The sequence below is a fragment of the uncultured Streptomyces sp. genome (assembly GCF_947488945.1).
Lineage (GTDB): Bacteria > Actinomycetota > Actinomycetes > Streptomycetales > Streptomycetaceae > Streptomyces.
Window position 1 is genome coordinate 24,078 of sequence record NZ_CANLBS010000008.1, and the last position, 13,409, is coordinate 37,486.

Genomic DNA, 13,409 nt, shown 5'->3' on the forward strand with positions numbered 1-13,409 from the left:
TGCTCCGAGACGTGGTGCGTCTCAATCAGCCGGGTGGGGTGGGCAGGGCGGCCTCGGCGACGGCGAGCACCGCGTGCAGGGCGGGCGACGGGTTGTCGGTGCGCCAGGCGAGCGCGGCCTGCCGCCGGATCGGGGGCCCGGCGAGGGGGCGGTAGACGAGTCCGTTCTGCTGGATGTGCTGGCAGGAGGTGACGGTGAGGGTGACGCCCACACCGGCCGCGACCAGGGCCAGGATGGTGTAGGAATCCGGGGCCTCCTGCACCACGCGGGGGTTGAATCCGGCGCTCTCGCAGGCTTCGACCATGGCGTCGCGCACGGTGGATCCGGCGCCGGCGGGGAAGGACACGAACGGCTCGTCGGCGAGGATGCCGAGCGGGACGCTCTCCAGCCGGGCGAGCCGGTGGTCGGAGGGCAGCGCGCAGACGAGTTCCTCCTCGTCGATGACCCGGTGGGCGACGCCGGGCTGGGTCACCGGGAGGCGGACGAAGCCCAGGTCGAGCGAGCCGTCGGCGACCCGGGACAGGGCGACGTTGGCGTAGGTCTGGCCCTTCATGACCAGTTCGACCGCGGGGTGGGCGGCGCGTACGGCGCGGGTCAGCAGGGGCAGCGTCTCGTGGCTGGAGGCGCCCGCAAAGCCGATGGTGACCCGGCCGTACTCGCCGCGGCCCGCGGCCTTGGCGGCCCGTACGGCGGTGTCGAGGTCCTCCAGCACGGCGCGTACGGGGTCGAGGAAGGACTCGCCCGCTCCGGTGAGCCGCACGGAGCGGGTGTTGCGCTCGAAGAGCTGGACGCCCAGCTCCTTCTCCAGTTGCCGGATCTGCTGGCTCAGCGGCGGCTGGGCCATCTGGAGCCGTTTCGCGGCCCTGCCGAAGTGCAGTTCCTCGGCGACCGCGGTGAACGCGATGAGATGACGCAGTTCCATACCCGTGCCCATTCATTAACCAACAGTCTGGATACGACCTTAATTTGGTATTGGACGGCAATCAATGGTCGCTGGGAGGGTGGGCGGCGCAGCACCGGAACACCGCACGCCGAACGCCGAGGAGCACCGTGGAACGGACGACGGACAGGTCCGACGGGCCGGACAAGGTCATGTCGATGAAGGCGGCCGTCGCCGCCTTCGTCCAGGACGGCGCCACCGTCTGCCTGGAGGGGTTCACCCATCTCGTCCCGACCGCCGCCGGGCACGAGATCATCCGCCAGGGCCGGCGCGACCTCACGGTCGTGCGGATGACGGCGGACATCGTGGTGGACCAAATGATCGCCGCGGGCTGCGTCGCGAAGCTGGTCTCGTCCTTCGTGGGCAACTCCTCGGCCGGTTCGCTCGGCGAGCTGCGGCGGCGGCTGGAGCGCGCCGTGCCGGAACCGCTGGAATTCGAGGAGTACAGCCACTACGGCATGGTCTGCCGCTATCTGGCGGGCTCGCAGCGGCTGCCGTTCTACCCGCTGCGCAGTTACGGCGGCAGCGACCTGCCCTCGGTCAACTCCGCGCTGCGGAAGGTGACGTCGCCCTATCCGGGGGCGGACGGCGAGCCGGAGCAGATCTACGTGGTGCCGCCGGTCAACCCGGACGTGACGATCATCCACGCCCAGCGCGCCGACCGCCGGGGCAACACCCAGATGTGGGGGCTGACCGGCGTCCAGGCCGAGGCGGTGTACGCGGCCCGGAAGGCGGTCGTCGTCGTGGAGGAGATCGTCGCCGACGAGGTGGTCCGCTCGGACCCGAACCGCACCCTCGTCCCGGCGCACGCCGTCGACGCGGTGGTGGTCTGCCCGCGCGGGGCCCATCCGTCGTTCGCGCAGGGCTACTACGACCGGGACAACGCCTTCTACCGCGCCTGGTCGCACATCAGCAAGGACCCGGTCCGGCTGCGGGACTGGCTGGCGGAGTGGGTGTACGGCACGGCCGACCACGCGGGTTACGTGGACAAGCTGGGCGAGGCGTTCTGGGAGGGGCTCGCGGTCGGCGAGGCCCTGAGCGAACCGGTGAACTACGGGCGGCGGCTGTGAGCGCGGCGCACGAGAAGGAGTCCGCGTTGACCATCCCTGACGGAGCCCGCACCGGCGGGGACGGACCGGCTGCGGCGGCCACCGGCGCCGGGACGTCCCCGGCCGCCGCACAGGTCACCTCCTCCGAGCTGCTCTCCGTCGTCGCCTCCCGCGAACTCGCGGGCCGTCGCACGGTGTTCGCCGGGATCGGCCTGCCGACGCTGGCCACCGAACTCGCCCGTCTGACGGTCGCGCCGCGGGCCGAGGTGGTGTACGAGTCCGGGGTGTGCGGGGCGCACCCCTCGCACCTGCCGGAGACCATCGCGGACGCGGTCCTGATCACCGGCGCGGAGGCGGTGCTGTCCATGCCCGCGCTGTTCGGCTGCGTACTCCAGGGCGGCCACATCGACGTCGGCTTCCTGGGCGCGGCCCAGATCGACCGCTTCGGCAATCTCAACACCTCGGTCATCGGCGACTGGGAGCGCCCCGAGGTGCGGCTGCCCGGTTCCGGCGGCGGCGTCGAGGTGATGGCCAACTCCCGCGAGGTGTTCGTGGTGATGCGCCGGCACGACCCGCGCTCCTTCGTCCGGACACTGGACTTCTGCACCACCCCCGGCCCGGACCGGGCGCTGGCCGAGGGCATCCGCCCGCTGGGCGCCGGTGTCACACGGGTCGTCACGGAGCTGGGCGTCCTGGCCCGGGAGGGCGTCGGCGACGAACTGCGGCTGGTCGCCGTCCACCCGGGCGTCACCGCCGAGCAGGTGCGGGTGGCGACCGGCTGGGACCTGAAGGTGGCCGCCACCGTGGCGACGGTGGCGCCACCCACCCCGGCGGAACTGCGCCTGCTGCGCGAGGATGTCGACCCGGGCCGCGTCTACCTGCGCTGACCGGACGCCCCCGGTCGCACACACCGCTACCGACCAGCCACCACGAGAGGACCGCAACCGCCATGCGCATCAGGATCGTCGGCGCCGGGGCCATGGGCCGCGGCATCGCCCAGTGGGCGGCGACCGCAGGACACACCGTCGAGCTGTCCGACGTCAGGAAGGAGGCGGTCGCCGAGGCCGTGGACTTCGTGCGGTCCATGCTGGACCGGGCGGTCCTCAAGGGCCGGACGTCCGCCGAGGACCGGGACGCCGCCCTGGAACGGCTGGTCCCGCTGGACGACCCGTGGCAGCCGGGCCCGGACGTCGAACTGGTCGTCGAGGCCGTGCGGGAGGACCTGGACACCAAGGCCGAGGTGTTCGGGAAGCTGGAGCGGGCGCTGCCCGCCACCGCCGTCTTCGCGACGAACACCTCGTCCCTGTCGGTGACCCGGATCGCAGCCACGCTCCGGGACCCGTCGCGGCTGGCCGGCCTGCACTTCTTCAACCCGGTTCCGCTGATGAAGATCGTCGAGGTGGTGCCGGGGGCCGCGACCCGCCCGGAGATCCCGGCGGCCCTGACGCGACTGGTCGAGGGCTGCGGCCACCGGGCGGTGACCGTCGCCGACACTCCCGGCTTCCTCGTCAACCACGCCGGCCGCGGCCTGGTGACGGAGGCGCTCGCCCTGCTGGAGGAGACGGTCGCCGATCCGGCGGGCATCGACCGGATCGCACGGGACGTACTGGGCCTGCGGATGGGGCCGTTCGAGCTGATGGACCTCACCGGGCTGGACGTGACGGCCGCCGTGATCGACTCCATCTGGGCGGGATTCCGGTACGACGACCGGTTGCGCCCCTCGTACCTGACCCCGAACCGGGTGGCGGCCGGGCTGCACGGCCGCAAGACCGGTCGGGGCTGGTTCGTGTACGGCCCCGACGCGCCCGCCCCTGCCGGGGAACCGCCGGTCACCGGGGACGCGGACCGCCCGGTGTTCCTGGCGGACGCCCCGGCGGGCGGCGCCGCGGGGGCGGAGGCGCTGCGCGCGGCGCTGGTCGCGGCCGGCGCCGCGGTCGAGACCGGCGCCGGGCCGTCGGAGCGGGCGGTCGTGCTGGTCCCGACCTGGGGCAACACGGTAGCCGCCGAGGTGGTGGCGCGGGGCCTGCCGGCCGGGCGGACGTTCGGCGTGGACCCGCTGGCCGCGACGGGCCGCCGCCGGGTGCTCGCGGTGACGCCGGCCGCCGACCCGGCCGCGGCGCGCGACGCCCGCGCGGTGCTGGCGCGGGCCGCCGAGGGCGAGGAACCGCACGCGGTGTCGCTGGTCAGGGACACCGCGGGGTCGGTCGCGCAGCGGCTGCTCGCCTCGGTGGTCTCCGTCGCCGCATCCCTCGCGGAGCGGTCGCTGGCCACCCCCGCCGACATCGACCTCGCCGTCACCACCGGACTCGGCTACCCGGCCGGGCCGCTCGCCTGGGGCGACCGGGTGGGCGCCGGGCGGATGCTGGACCTGCACCGGGCCCTGTACGCGTCGACGGGCGACCCGCGCCACCGGCCGACCCGCTGGGTCACCGAACGCGCGTCGCTGGGCCTCGCGCTGACGGATCCCGGCACCTCCCCGGACGCCTGCGCGGACGCCCCCGTCACGCCGTGACGACGCCGCCGCCCCGGCCCCGTTTGCGGGTGGGGGCGGCGCGGGTAGCTCTTGCCGGGTCGACGGCTCGCCGGGTCGACGACCGGACGACGGGCGGAGCCCCATGACCTCGCGTACGCGCACGACCGTCGCGGTCCTCGCCGCCTCCCTGCTGCTCACGGCGCTCGCGCCGTCGGCGGCCGCCGACGGCCGGGGCCGCGGGGTGTCGTTGCGGGTGGCGACGTACAACATCCACGCGGGGGCGGGGGCGGACGGCGTCTTCGACCTGGAACGCCAGGTGACGGCGTTGCGGGCGCTGGACGCGGACGTGATCGGGCTCCAGGAGGTCGACGTCCACTGGGGCGGGCGCAGCGGGTCGCGCGATCTGGCCGGGGAACTGGCCCAACGGCTCGGCATGCGGGTGTCGTTCGCCCCGATATACAGCCTCGACCCGGTGACGGCGGGCGGGCACCGGCGCGAGTACGGGGTCGCGGTGCTGTCCCGGTTCCCGTTCCTGAGCACCGAGAACCACGACATCACCCGGTTCTCCACCCAGGACCCCGACCCCGTGCCGTCGCCCGCCCCCGGCTTCGGCGAGGTGGTCCTGCGGGTACGCGGCCTCCCGGTGCACGTCTACGTGACGCACCTGGACTACCGGCCCGATCCGTCCGTCCGGACGGCGCAGGTCGCGGACACCCGTCGCGTCATGGGTGAGGACCGGGGCCACAAGATCCTGCTCGGCGACTTCAACGCGGAACCGGACGCTCCCGAACTCGACCCACTGTGGCAGGCGTTGACGGATGCCGAGCCGGGCGCTGCCACCTTCCCCGCCCAGGCTCCGGTCAAACGGATCGACTTCGTCGCGGTCTCCGGGCCGGGCGGCGGGGCAGCCGTACGGGTGCGCTCCGCCACCGTGCCCGACACCGTGGCCTCGGACCACCGCCCGGTCGTCGCGGACCTGGAACTGCTGCGCGGCCGGGGCCGGTAGGCCACACCGTCCCGGCCCCGGCCGGACCGCCCGGCCGGCTACGACACCCTGTCCCGCCGCACGTCGCCGCCGTCGCCGTAGGGGCGGTGCGAGAGGTGGCGCTGGAGATGGATGTGGCGGAACTGGTAGACCGCGCCCGTCCGCCGCAGGACGCCTCTGTCGTACGCGTCTCTGAGGAACGCGTCGGCGTTCCAGGGCAACTGGCCCCGGAGCGGCAGCAGGAGGCGGGTGAAGATCAGCCACTGCCCCCAGGCGGTGAAGCACAGTGCGTAGGTGAGGCCGCCGCCGATGCCGCCCAGCGTGCCGATGAGGACTCCGTCCTGCGGCAGCCACAGCAGAGGCCCGAGGACCGGGTCGAGCAGATCGGTGACGAGTCCGCCGCCGAAGAAGATCGACAGGGCCAGCGCGGGCGCGACGAAGAGGAGTTGGATGCCCACCGCCCTCCGGTTGTCGTTCAGCAGGCTGTCGGGGGTGGCCGCGGAGGACACGTCCAGAGGCGCCTCCAGCACGGCGGCCAGCCCGAAGACCGTCCCGAAGGCCAGACCGAGGATCAGTGCCAGGAGCAGCGCGTCGGTCGCGAAGACCCGGAGCACCTCGGGCGACGTGGGCGACCAGCCGAGGTAGAGGACCCGCTGGAGCGTCGTGGTGAAGGAGACGCCGACGCCCACGGCGAGCCCCACCGGCAGCATCGCGCCGAAACGGGCGGCGAACGTACGGACCGGTGACCGCCCGGTGCCCAGTGCCCCGCGCAGGCGCAGGCGCGTCCGCGAGGGTGCGAAGACACTGCCGCCGATCGTGGCCATCGACGCGTAGAGAGCGCCGCTGGTGATCCCCACGCCGAGCCCCAGGGCGGCGCCCTGCGTCAGCGCCGACCAGAACTTGCCCTCCCGGACGAACAGGGCGATCAGCACGTCGGCCAGCCAGACCGGAACGGCGACGCAGAGGGCGGACACCGCCGCCACGGCCAGCGCGCGGGTGGACGTGCGCACCGACCCGCCGATCTGCCACCAGGCGATGTCCTGCCCCTCCCGGCCTGCCCGGACCAGGTGGCGGGCGAGGTGGCCGAACCAGCGTTGGGAGCGCTCGGGGGTCCATTCCGGGCGGCGGCCGTTCCGGGCCGGTCCTTCGGGGGCGCGGGCGCGGTAGACCGTCGGCACGAAGGCGGCGAGCAGGTGCCGCCGCAGGGAGTCCTCCGTCGGGAAGCGTGACGCGTCCGTCAGCTCACCGGGGTCCCCCGCCTGCCCCTCGCCGTACACCGTGCGGGCCAGGAACACCATCAGCGGGGTGCTGAGGACCCGGCGGAGCCGCTCGTCCTGCTCCGTCCGCCCCGTCAGGGCCAGGCTCCAGGGATCGCCGTCCGACGGGGCGGAGCGGGTCGCCCGGGGCATGTACTCCAGCAGATCGGCCGGCGTGATCCCGGTCAGCTCGACGGCGGCGGCCCACTTCAGGGGCGCCGCCGCACCCCCGCCCGCCGCTGCCCCGTCCGCCGCACCCCCGCCCACGCGCCGTACGACGTTCGCGTACTCGTCCGGGCGGCTGGTCAGGACGAGCGGCAGCGACGTCCGGTTGAGCTCGTCGAGGGCCCGGCCCCGCAGCCCCTCGGCCATCTCGTCGAACCCGTCCAGCACCGGGAGGACGTGACCGTCGTCGACCAGCGCGGCAGCCAGCGTCGAGGCGGGGGACGCGGCGCGGGCCAGGTACGGGAAGTCGCGCAGCAGCCGACCCGTCAGCCAGGCTCGCAGCGAGTGGACGGTCGGGTCCCAGGAACCGACGGTGAAGATCACCGGTACGGGATCGGCGCCGGTGCGGGAGTCGTCCCGGAGGAGATCGAGGACGAGCCGGATGGCGAGCACCGACTTGCCCGAGCCGGCCCGGCCGAGGATCACCAGTCGCCCCGAACCGATGCTCCGGTACAGCTCGCCGATGCCGCACCGGTCGCTGCTCAGGTCCAGCGGTTCGGCCGCGGCGCCCGGCGGCAGGCGGCGGATGTTCGCCTCGAGGTCGGTGATCCCGGTGGACGCGGAGCGCCAGCGCACCGGCAGCGGGTACGGATCGAGGATCATGCGCTGCTCTTCCTCGCGTTGCCAGCGGCGCCTCGTCTCGGTGGCCAGTTCGGCGGCGGCGCCGGAGAGGAGACCGTTCGCCGGCCGGGAGAACGGACGTCGGATTTCCGGCCGGGAGATCTCTTCCTCCGCGGGTCCGGCCGGAACTCCGCCTTGGATTTCGGTGAGTACCGCCGCCATTCTCTTTCGGTCTTCGGGCGTCGATTCCATGGCGTCGAGCAACCGGTTCACCGTGTCCCTGCGGACGTTGCGGGACTTTCCGGTCTCGATCCGGCTGATATGGGTCGCGCTGATTCCGGAACGCTCCTCCAGCCTCTGCTGGCTCAGTCCCGCCCTCTCCCGCAGCTCCCTCAGCAAGAGACCGATCTCATCAGCCACTTCGACACTCCTCCGCCTGGTGGTCCGGGCCCCGCAGCCTACCGGGAGGGTCTTGACATATATGTCAACGCCCATGTCATGGCCTGCCGTTGGGTCCGCTGCCACGCTCGGAGCCATCCGGACCGCCGAGGGCCGTCACCCTGGCCGACCGCCGTTCCGGACCGGCCGGCCGGCCCCTTGGACCGACCACGCGTGACAAGAGAGCAGGAATCGACATGGCTTATCGCTTCTGGTGCGGCGAATGCCGCCACCACACCTCGTGGCTGCGCGAGTCCGAAGCCGAACGGAAACACCTCGACCATTACGTGGCCGCGCATCCGCGCATCGCGCCGGGAGGCCGCGTCGAGACCAACGGCAAGGACCCCGCGGGGGGATCGGGATGCTTTCTGGTCCTGTTCGTTCTCACGCTTCTGCTGTTTCTCCCCGCCGCCTGCCAGCGGTGATCCGGACCGGTGACCCCCGCGGTCGTCCGGACCGGTGCCCGAAGTACCGCACCACACCGTCGAACAGGAAGAAGGAATACGCCATGACCCCACCGAAATCCCGTGCCCGGCGCCTCACCCGCCGGACCGTTTCCACCGCCGCCGCGGCGGTCGCCGTGCTCGGCGCGCTCTCGGTGCCGCCGGCCCACGCCGACGCCGTCCCGCAGGCCCCCGTGTTCCGTGACGGGTTCGGCCTCACCCAGGTCGCCGACGGTTCCGTGGTCCGCAGCGGAACCGACTTCACCCTCACCGTCACCTCCGCCGAGGTCGCGGGCCCCCACCGGATCCGCGTGTTCCTGCCGTCCGGGTACGCCGACGACCCCGACCGGCGCTGGCCCGTCACCTACTTCCTGCACGGCGGCCCCGGCACCGTCGACGACGCGGCCGGAGTACCCGCTCTGCGTTCCGAAGAAATGATCACCGTGGTGCCGGACGGCGGACGGAAGGGCTGGTACGCCGACTGGGTCATGCGGAACACCGCGTTGGGCGCGGCGAACTGGGAGACCTTCCACCTCGATCAGGTCGTCCCGTTCATCGACGCCAACCTGCGCACCGCGCCGGACCGCGACCACCGCGCCGTCTCGGGGCTGTCCATGGGCGGCAGCGGCGCCCTGCACTACGCCGAGGCCCGTCCCGACCTGTTCGGCCATGTGGCGGCCCTGTCCGGCGGGCTCGACTTCTCCATGGCGGAGGTCCGGGCCGCGGTCCTGGCCACGGAGCTGAACCTGCCGGGCGCGTGGTGCGCCCTCGGCTCCGGCACCCCGGGCAGTTGCGCGGACTACGGCCCGTACGTCGACAGCGACGCGATCTTCGGCTCGCCGTACCCGGTCTTCGACGCCGACCGGGTGTGGAAGGCGTACGACCCCGCCGCGCCCACGAACCTGTCCCGCCTCGCCGGCACCGCGGTCACCCTCTACACGGGCGACAACGACCTCATCGAGGGATACACCGCCAGGGCCGCACGCACCGTCGCGTCCCGTCTGAAGCAGCTCGGCGTCCCGAGCCGTCTCGTCGACTACGGCAACGGCGCCTCCCTCGACCCGGCCTGCACCGGAAACCACAGCTACACCTGCTGGGCGCCCGCGTTCGCGGACTGGGTCCCGCGCCTGACGGCGGCCTTCGCGTCCGCCTCCTGAAGCACCGGCCGACCGCCTGCCCACCGCCCCACCGCCCCACCGCCCCACCGAATCGTCGAGGAGAACCGCATGACCATCCGCCGCAACAAGACCAAGGCCTCCGCCCTCGTCGCCGCCGTGTGCGCGACGACGCTGACGCTCGCCGCGCACGGCGGCACGGCGTACGCCGACACCGGCGACCACGCCGCGACGCTCGCGGCCCTGAGGACGCTCCAGGCCGCCGCGGGCCCGGGAGCCGCCGTCCACGCCGGCACGGACGGCGAGGACTGGACGCTGTCCGCAGGCACCGGAACGTACGGCGCCGCCCGGCCGATCCGTGAGGACGAGCACTTCCTCATCGGCAGCCAGACCAAGAGCTTCACCGCCACCGTGGTGCTGCAACTGGCCGACGAGGGCCGGGTCGACCTGGACGCTCCCGTCGAGACCTACCTGCCCGGTGTCGTGACCGGCAACGGCTACGACGGCACTCGCATCACCGTGCGCCACCTCCTGCGACACACCAGCGGCATCGCGTCGTACTCCCCGGGCCTCCCCGGTTCGTTCACGGTCCAGCCCCCGCGCAGGCCCGACGGTACCTATGATCCGCGGGAGGTCGTGCGCACCGGGCTCACCTTTGATCCGGTCTCCGTGCCGGGCGCTGCCTACACGTACTCCAACACCAACTACGTGATCCTCGGGCTGCTCGTCGAAGCGGTCACCGGAGCACCTGTGCGCGAGGCGGTCCGAAGCCGCCTGATCGAGCCGCTGGGCCTCGCCCGTACCTTCTTTCCCGCTCCCGGGGAGCGCACGCTGCCCCTCCCCGCGGTCACCGGCTACCACGGGGCCCGGCTCGGCGGCCTCTACCTCTGGTACACCGCGGAGATCCTCGACCCGTCCCTCTACGGCAGCGCCGGAGCGATGGTGTCCACCCTGGAGGACGTGACCGCCTTCTACACGTCGCTCCTCGCCGGTGAACTGCTCTCGCCCGCGTCCCTCGCCGAGATGAAGGAGGTCTCCGACCCCGGTTCCGGCGTGGGGCTGTCCTCGAAGGTGATGTCCTGCGGCATCACCGCCTGGGGCCACAGCGGCATGCTGCCGGGATACTTCTCGTACACCATGGTCACGGAAGACGGCCGGCACGCCTCCGCCATGACCAATGCGGCGTTCCAGATCAACCCGCCCAGCGCCCAGATGCTCAAGGTCGTGGACACGGCCCTCTGCGAGAGCTGAGCCCGGCGCCCCGGCGGCCGCCCGTGCTTCCCCGGACCGGATCCGGGGACCCACGGGCGGCGCGGCCGCATACCGGCGGTGACCTGCGCTCCGGCAGTCCTTAGACTTCTGGTGACCGTGCTCGGGGGCAGCGACGGGAACACGGTTGGGCGAGGAGCGGATACGACGGTGAGCGACGATCACGGGGGTTTCGGGACGGCACTGCGCGAGCTGCGGATCGCCGCCTCCCTGACCCTGGAAGGGCTCGCCGAGGCGTCCGGGGTCAGCGTGCGGGGCATCGGGGACCTGGAGCGCGGACGGCGCGCCGCGCCCCAGCGGCGGACCGTGGCGGCGCTCGCGGACGGCCTGGGCCTGGCCGACGCGGACCGCGAACGGCTGCTGGCGACCGCCCGCGCGGGCCGCAGCACCGGATACAGCCCGGCCGGGGTGCGGGCCTTCCCGCGCGGGATCGACGACTTCGCGGGCCGGGACCGGGAGCTGGACGCGCTCCGCGCGCTGGCGGAGTCGGCCGCGGCCAGGAGCAGCGACCGGGCCGGGGACGGTGCGCAGCGGCCGGCCGCCCCGCCGGTGACCGTGGCGGTCTCCGGGCCGCCCGGCACCGGCAAGACCACGCTGGCGCTGCACGCGGCGCGGGACCTGGCCGGCCGTTTCCCGGACGGCCAGCTCGTGGTCGACCTGCGCGGCATGGACGACGAGCCGCCGGGTCCGGCCGAGCTGATGCTGACGGTGCTCAAGGCGCTCCAGGTGTCCGACCGCGAGCTGGCGAAGGCCGGTCCGCAGGGGCATCCGGGACTGTACCGGCGGCTGCTGGCCGAGCGGCGCTGCCTGGTGGTGCTGGACAACGCGCGCGACGAGGGGCAGGTCCGTCCGCTCCTGCCGGGCAGCGGCGCGGGGATGGTGGTGGTGACCAGCCGGCGCATGCTCACCGGTCTGGAGAGCGTGCACCGGCTGCCGCTGGGCGAACTGACCCCGGCGGAGGCCGCGGGCTTCCTCGCCGGGCTGGTGGGCCGGGAGCGGGCGGCGGCCGATCCCGGGCCGCTCGCCGAGGTCGCCCGGCTCTGCGGGCACCTGCCGCTGGCCCTGCGGGTGGCGGGAAACTGGCTGGCCACCCGGACCGGCTGGTCGGTGCGCCGGCTCGCCGACCGCCTCGCGCTGGAGGACCGGCGGCTGGACGCGTTGTCGGCCGGGGACCTGCGGGTCTCGGCCGCCTTCGACCTCTCGTACCGGCAGCTGACGCCGACGGCCGCCCGGATGTTCCGGCGGCTCGCCCTGGTGCCGGGGCCGGACACCGGGGCCGCCGGCGCCGCGCAGCTCACCGGGCAGGAACTCTTCGACGCCGAGGACACGTTGGAGGAGCTGGTCGAGGCGGGTCTGCTGGGCGCCGACGGCGACCGCTACCGGCTGCACGACCTGCTGCGCCTGTACGCACGCACCCGGCTGGCGGCGGAGGAGAGCGCGGAGGGGTCGGCCCGCGCGGCGGCGGCACTGGGCGACTGGCTGCTGCGGACCACGATCGTGGCGGGCCGGTGGTTCGAACCCGAGCACGGGGCTCCCCCCGCGGACTGGCGGGGCGAGGTCGATCTGTCGTCGGCGGACAGGGCCCGCGGGTGGCTGAAGGCGGAGGGCGCCAACTGGCTGGCGGCGCTGCGCACGGCCTCGGCGACGGGCCGGCACGCCACGGTGGTGGAGGTGGCGGAGGCGCTGCACTGGTTCTCCGACCAGTGGATCTCCTGGGTGCACTGGCCGGAGGTCTTCGCCACCGCCGCCGAAGGCGCCCGCGCGATGGGCGACCTGCTGCTGGAGGCCACCCAACTCAACTACCACGCCTGGGCGTTGATCGTGTGCGAGAGCCGTCTGCACGATGCCGTCGCCAAGGCCGGGGAGGCGCTCGCCGCCGCGCGCCGGGCGGGCGACCCGTCGCAGGAGGCGTGGGCGTACCAGTACCGCGCCTGGGCCCACCGCAGCATCGGCGACCACGCGTCGTCCGGCGACGACAACCGCCGGGCCGCCGGGCTGTTCGACGCGGCGGGGGACGTGCACGGCACCTTGCAGTGCATGCACGGACACGCCATCAGCCTGATGGAACAGGGCCTGCCCGACGAGGCGCTGGCCGCCTACCGGCGTACGTACGCCCTCCTGGAGGAGGCGGGCGAGCGCGTGGAACCGCACATCGCCGACATCACCCGGCTCGAACTGCACTCCAACATGGGCAGCACCTATGCCCTGTTGGAGCGGTGGGACGAGGCGCTGGAACACCTCGGCACGGCTCTGCGGGTCTGCCGGGACACCGGCAACACCTCACTGGAGAGCCGCCGGACGATCGACCTGGGCACGGTGCTACTGGCCGCCGGGCGCCCGGAGGAGGCCCGCGAGGCGTACACCCGCGTGCTCGCCCTCGGCCCGGAAGCCGACCCCCGCGCCGTCACCGAGGCCGGCGAACGGCTGGCCGCGCCGGGCGTCGGCTGAGCCCCTGACCGGCGCGTCTCCTCCCGGCGCCCCGACCTCGTTCACGGTACACGGCGGGGTACCGGGCCGTGTTCCGCGCGCGCACGGTGGCCGTTCTCCCGGCGCACGGGTGGGGCTCGCCGTCACCCCGTGCGCGGCGGCACCTCTCCTCCCCGCGGTTTCTGCCTGCCTGTTTCTGCCTGCCTTCTGCCTGGAGCGGGGGATTCG

The 13,409-nt window shown here is 73.7% G+C and carries 10 protein-coding genes; 8 read left to right on the forward strand and 2 right to left on the reverse strand.

Features of this window, described 5'->3' with window-relative positions; all coding sequences use genetic code 11:
- Positions 1-25: 25 nt before the first annotated feature.
- On the reverse strand, positions 26-922 hold the full coding sequence (locus Q0994_RS14635) for a LysR family transcriptional regulator (protein ID WP_299534226.1): 897 nt from the start codon (positions 920-922) through the stop codon (positions 26-28).
- 170 nt (positions 923-1,092) lie between these two features.
- On the opposite strand from Q0994_RS14635, the gene Q0994_RS14640 reads away from it, so the two are divergent.
- From Q0994_RS14640 to Q0994_RS14655, 4 genes are all read left to right on the forward strand, one after another.
- On the forward strand, positions 1,093-2,010 hold the full coding sequence (locus Q0994_RS14640; RefSeq protein WP_299534839.1) for a CoA transferase subunit A: 918 nt from the start codon (positions 1,093-1,095) through the stop codon (positions 2,008-2,010).
- Positions 2,011-2,138: 128 nt separating this feature from the next.
- Positions 2,139-2,876 (forward strand): CoA-transferase subunit beta, encoded by a 738-nt coding sequence (locus Q0994_RS14645; RefSeq protein ID WP_299534841.1) that lies wholly within the window; start codon positions 2,139-2,141, stop codon positions 2,874-2,876.
- A gap of 62 nt (positions 2,877-2,938) precedes the next feature.
- Positions 2,939-4,501 (forward strand): 3-hydroxyacyl-CoA dehydrogenase, encoded by a 1,563-nt coding sequence (locus Q0994_RS14650; RefSeq protein WP_299534228.1) that lies wholly within the window; start codon positions 2,939-2,941, stop codon positions 4,499-4,501.
- Positions 4,502-4,604: 103 nt separating this feature from the next.
- Positions 4,605-5,468: an endonuclease/exonuclease/phosphatase family protein gene (locus tag Q0994_RS14655; protein WP_299534230.1), complete on the forward strand. Its 864-nt coding sequence runs from the start codon at positions 4,605-4,607 to the stop codon at positions 5,466-5,468.
- Positions 5,469-5,506: 38 nt separating this feature from the next.
- Here the strand turns inward: Q0994_RS14655 and Q0994_RS14660 are convergent, their stop codons facing one another.
- Positions 5,507-7,909, reverse strand: a complete 2,403-nt coding sequence (locus Q0994_RS14660; RefSeq protein ID WP_299534232.1) for a helix-turn-helix domain-containing protein — start codon at positions 7,907-7,909, stop codon at positions 5,507-5,509.
- Between the two features lie 215 nt (positions 7,910-8,124).
- Here Q0994_RS14660 and Q0994_RS14665 point away from each other — a divergent pair, with 215 nt between their 5' ends.
- The 4 genes from Q0994_RS14665 to Q0994_RS14680 all read left to right on the forward strand — a co-directional run bounded on the left by Q0994_RS14665 (position 8,125) and on the right by Q0994_RS14680 (position 13,202).
- Positions 8,125-8,352 (forward strand): hypothetical protein, encoded by a 228-nt coding sequence (locus Q0994_RS14665; protein ID WP_299534234.1) that lies wholly within the window; start codon positions 8,125-8,127, stop codon positions 8,350-8,352.
- Positions 8,353-8,435: 83 nt separating this feature from the next.
- Positions 8,436-9,527 carry an alpha/beta hydrolase family protein gene (locus Q0994_RS14670; RefSeq protein WP_299534236.1) on the forward strand — a complete coding sequence of 364 codons (1,092 nt, stop codon included), beginning with the start codon at positions 8,436-8,438 and terminating at the stop codon, positions 9,525-9,527.
- A 69-nt stretch (positions 9,528-9,596) separates the two neighbouring features.
- On the forward strand, positions 9,597-10,736 hold the full coding sequence (locus Q0994_RS14675) for a serine hydrolase (protein WP_299534238.1): 1,140 nt from the start codon (positions 9,597-9,599) through the stop codon (positions 10,734-10,736).
- 168 nt (positions 10,737-10,904) lie between these two features.
- Positions 10,905-13,202: a tetratricopeptide repeat protein gene (locus Q0994_RS14680; protein ID WP_299534240.1), complete on the forward strand. Its 2,298-nt coding sequence runs from the start codon at positions 10,905-10,907 to the stop codon at positions 13,200-13,202.
- Positions 13,203-13,409 lie beyond the last annotated feature (207 nt).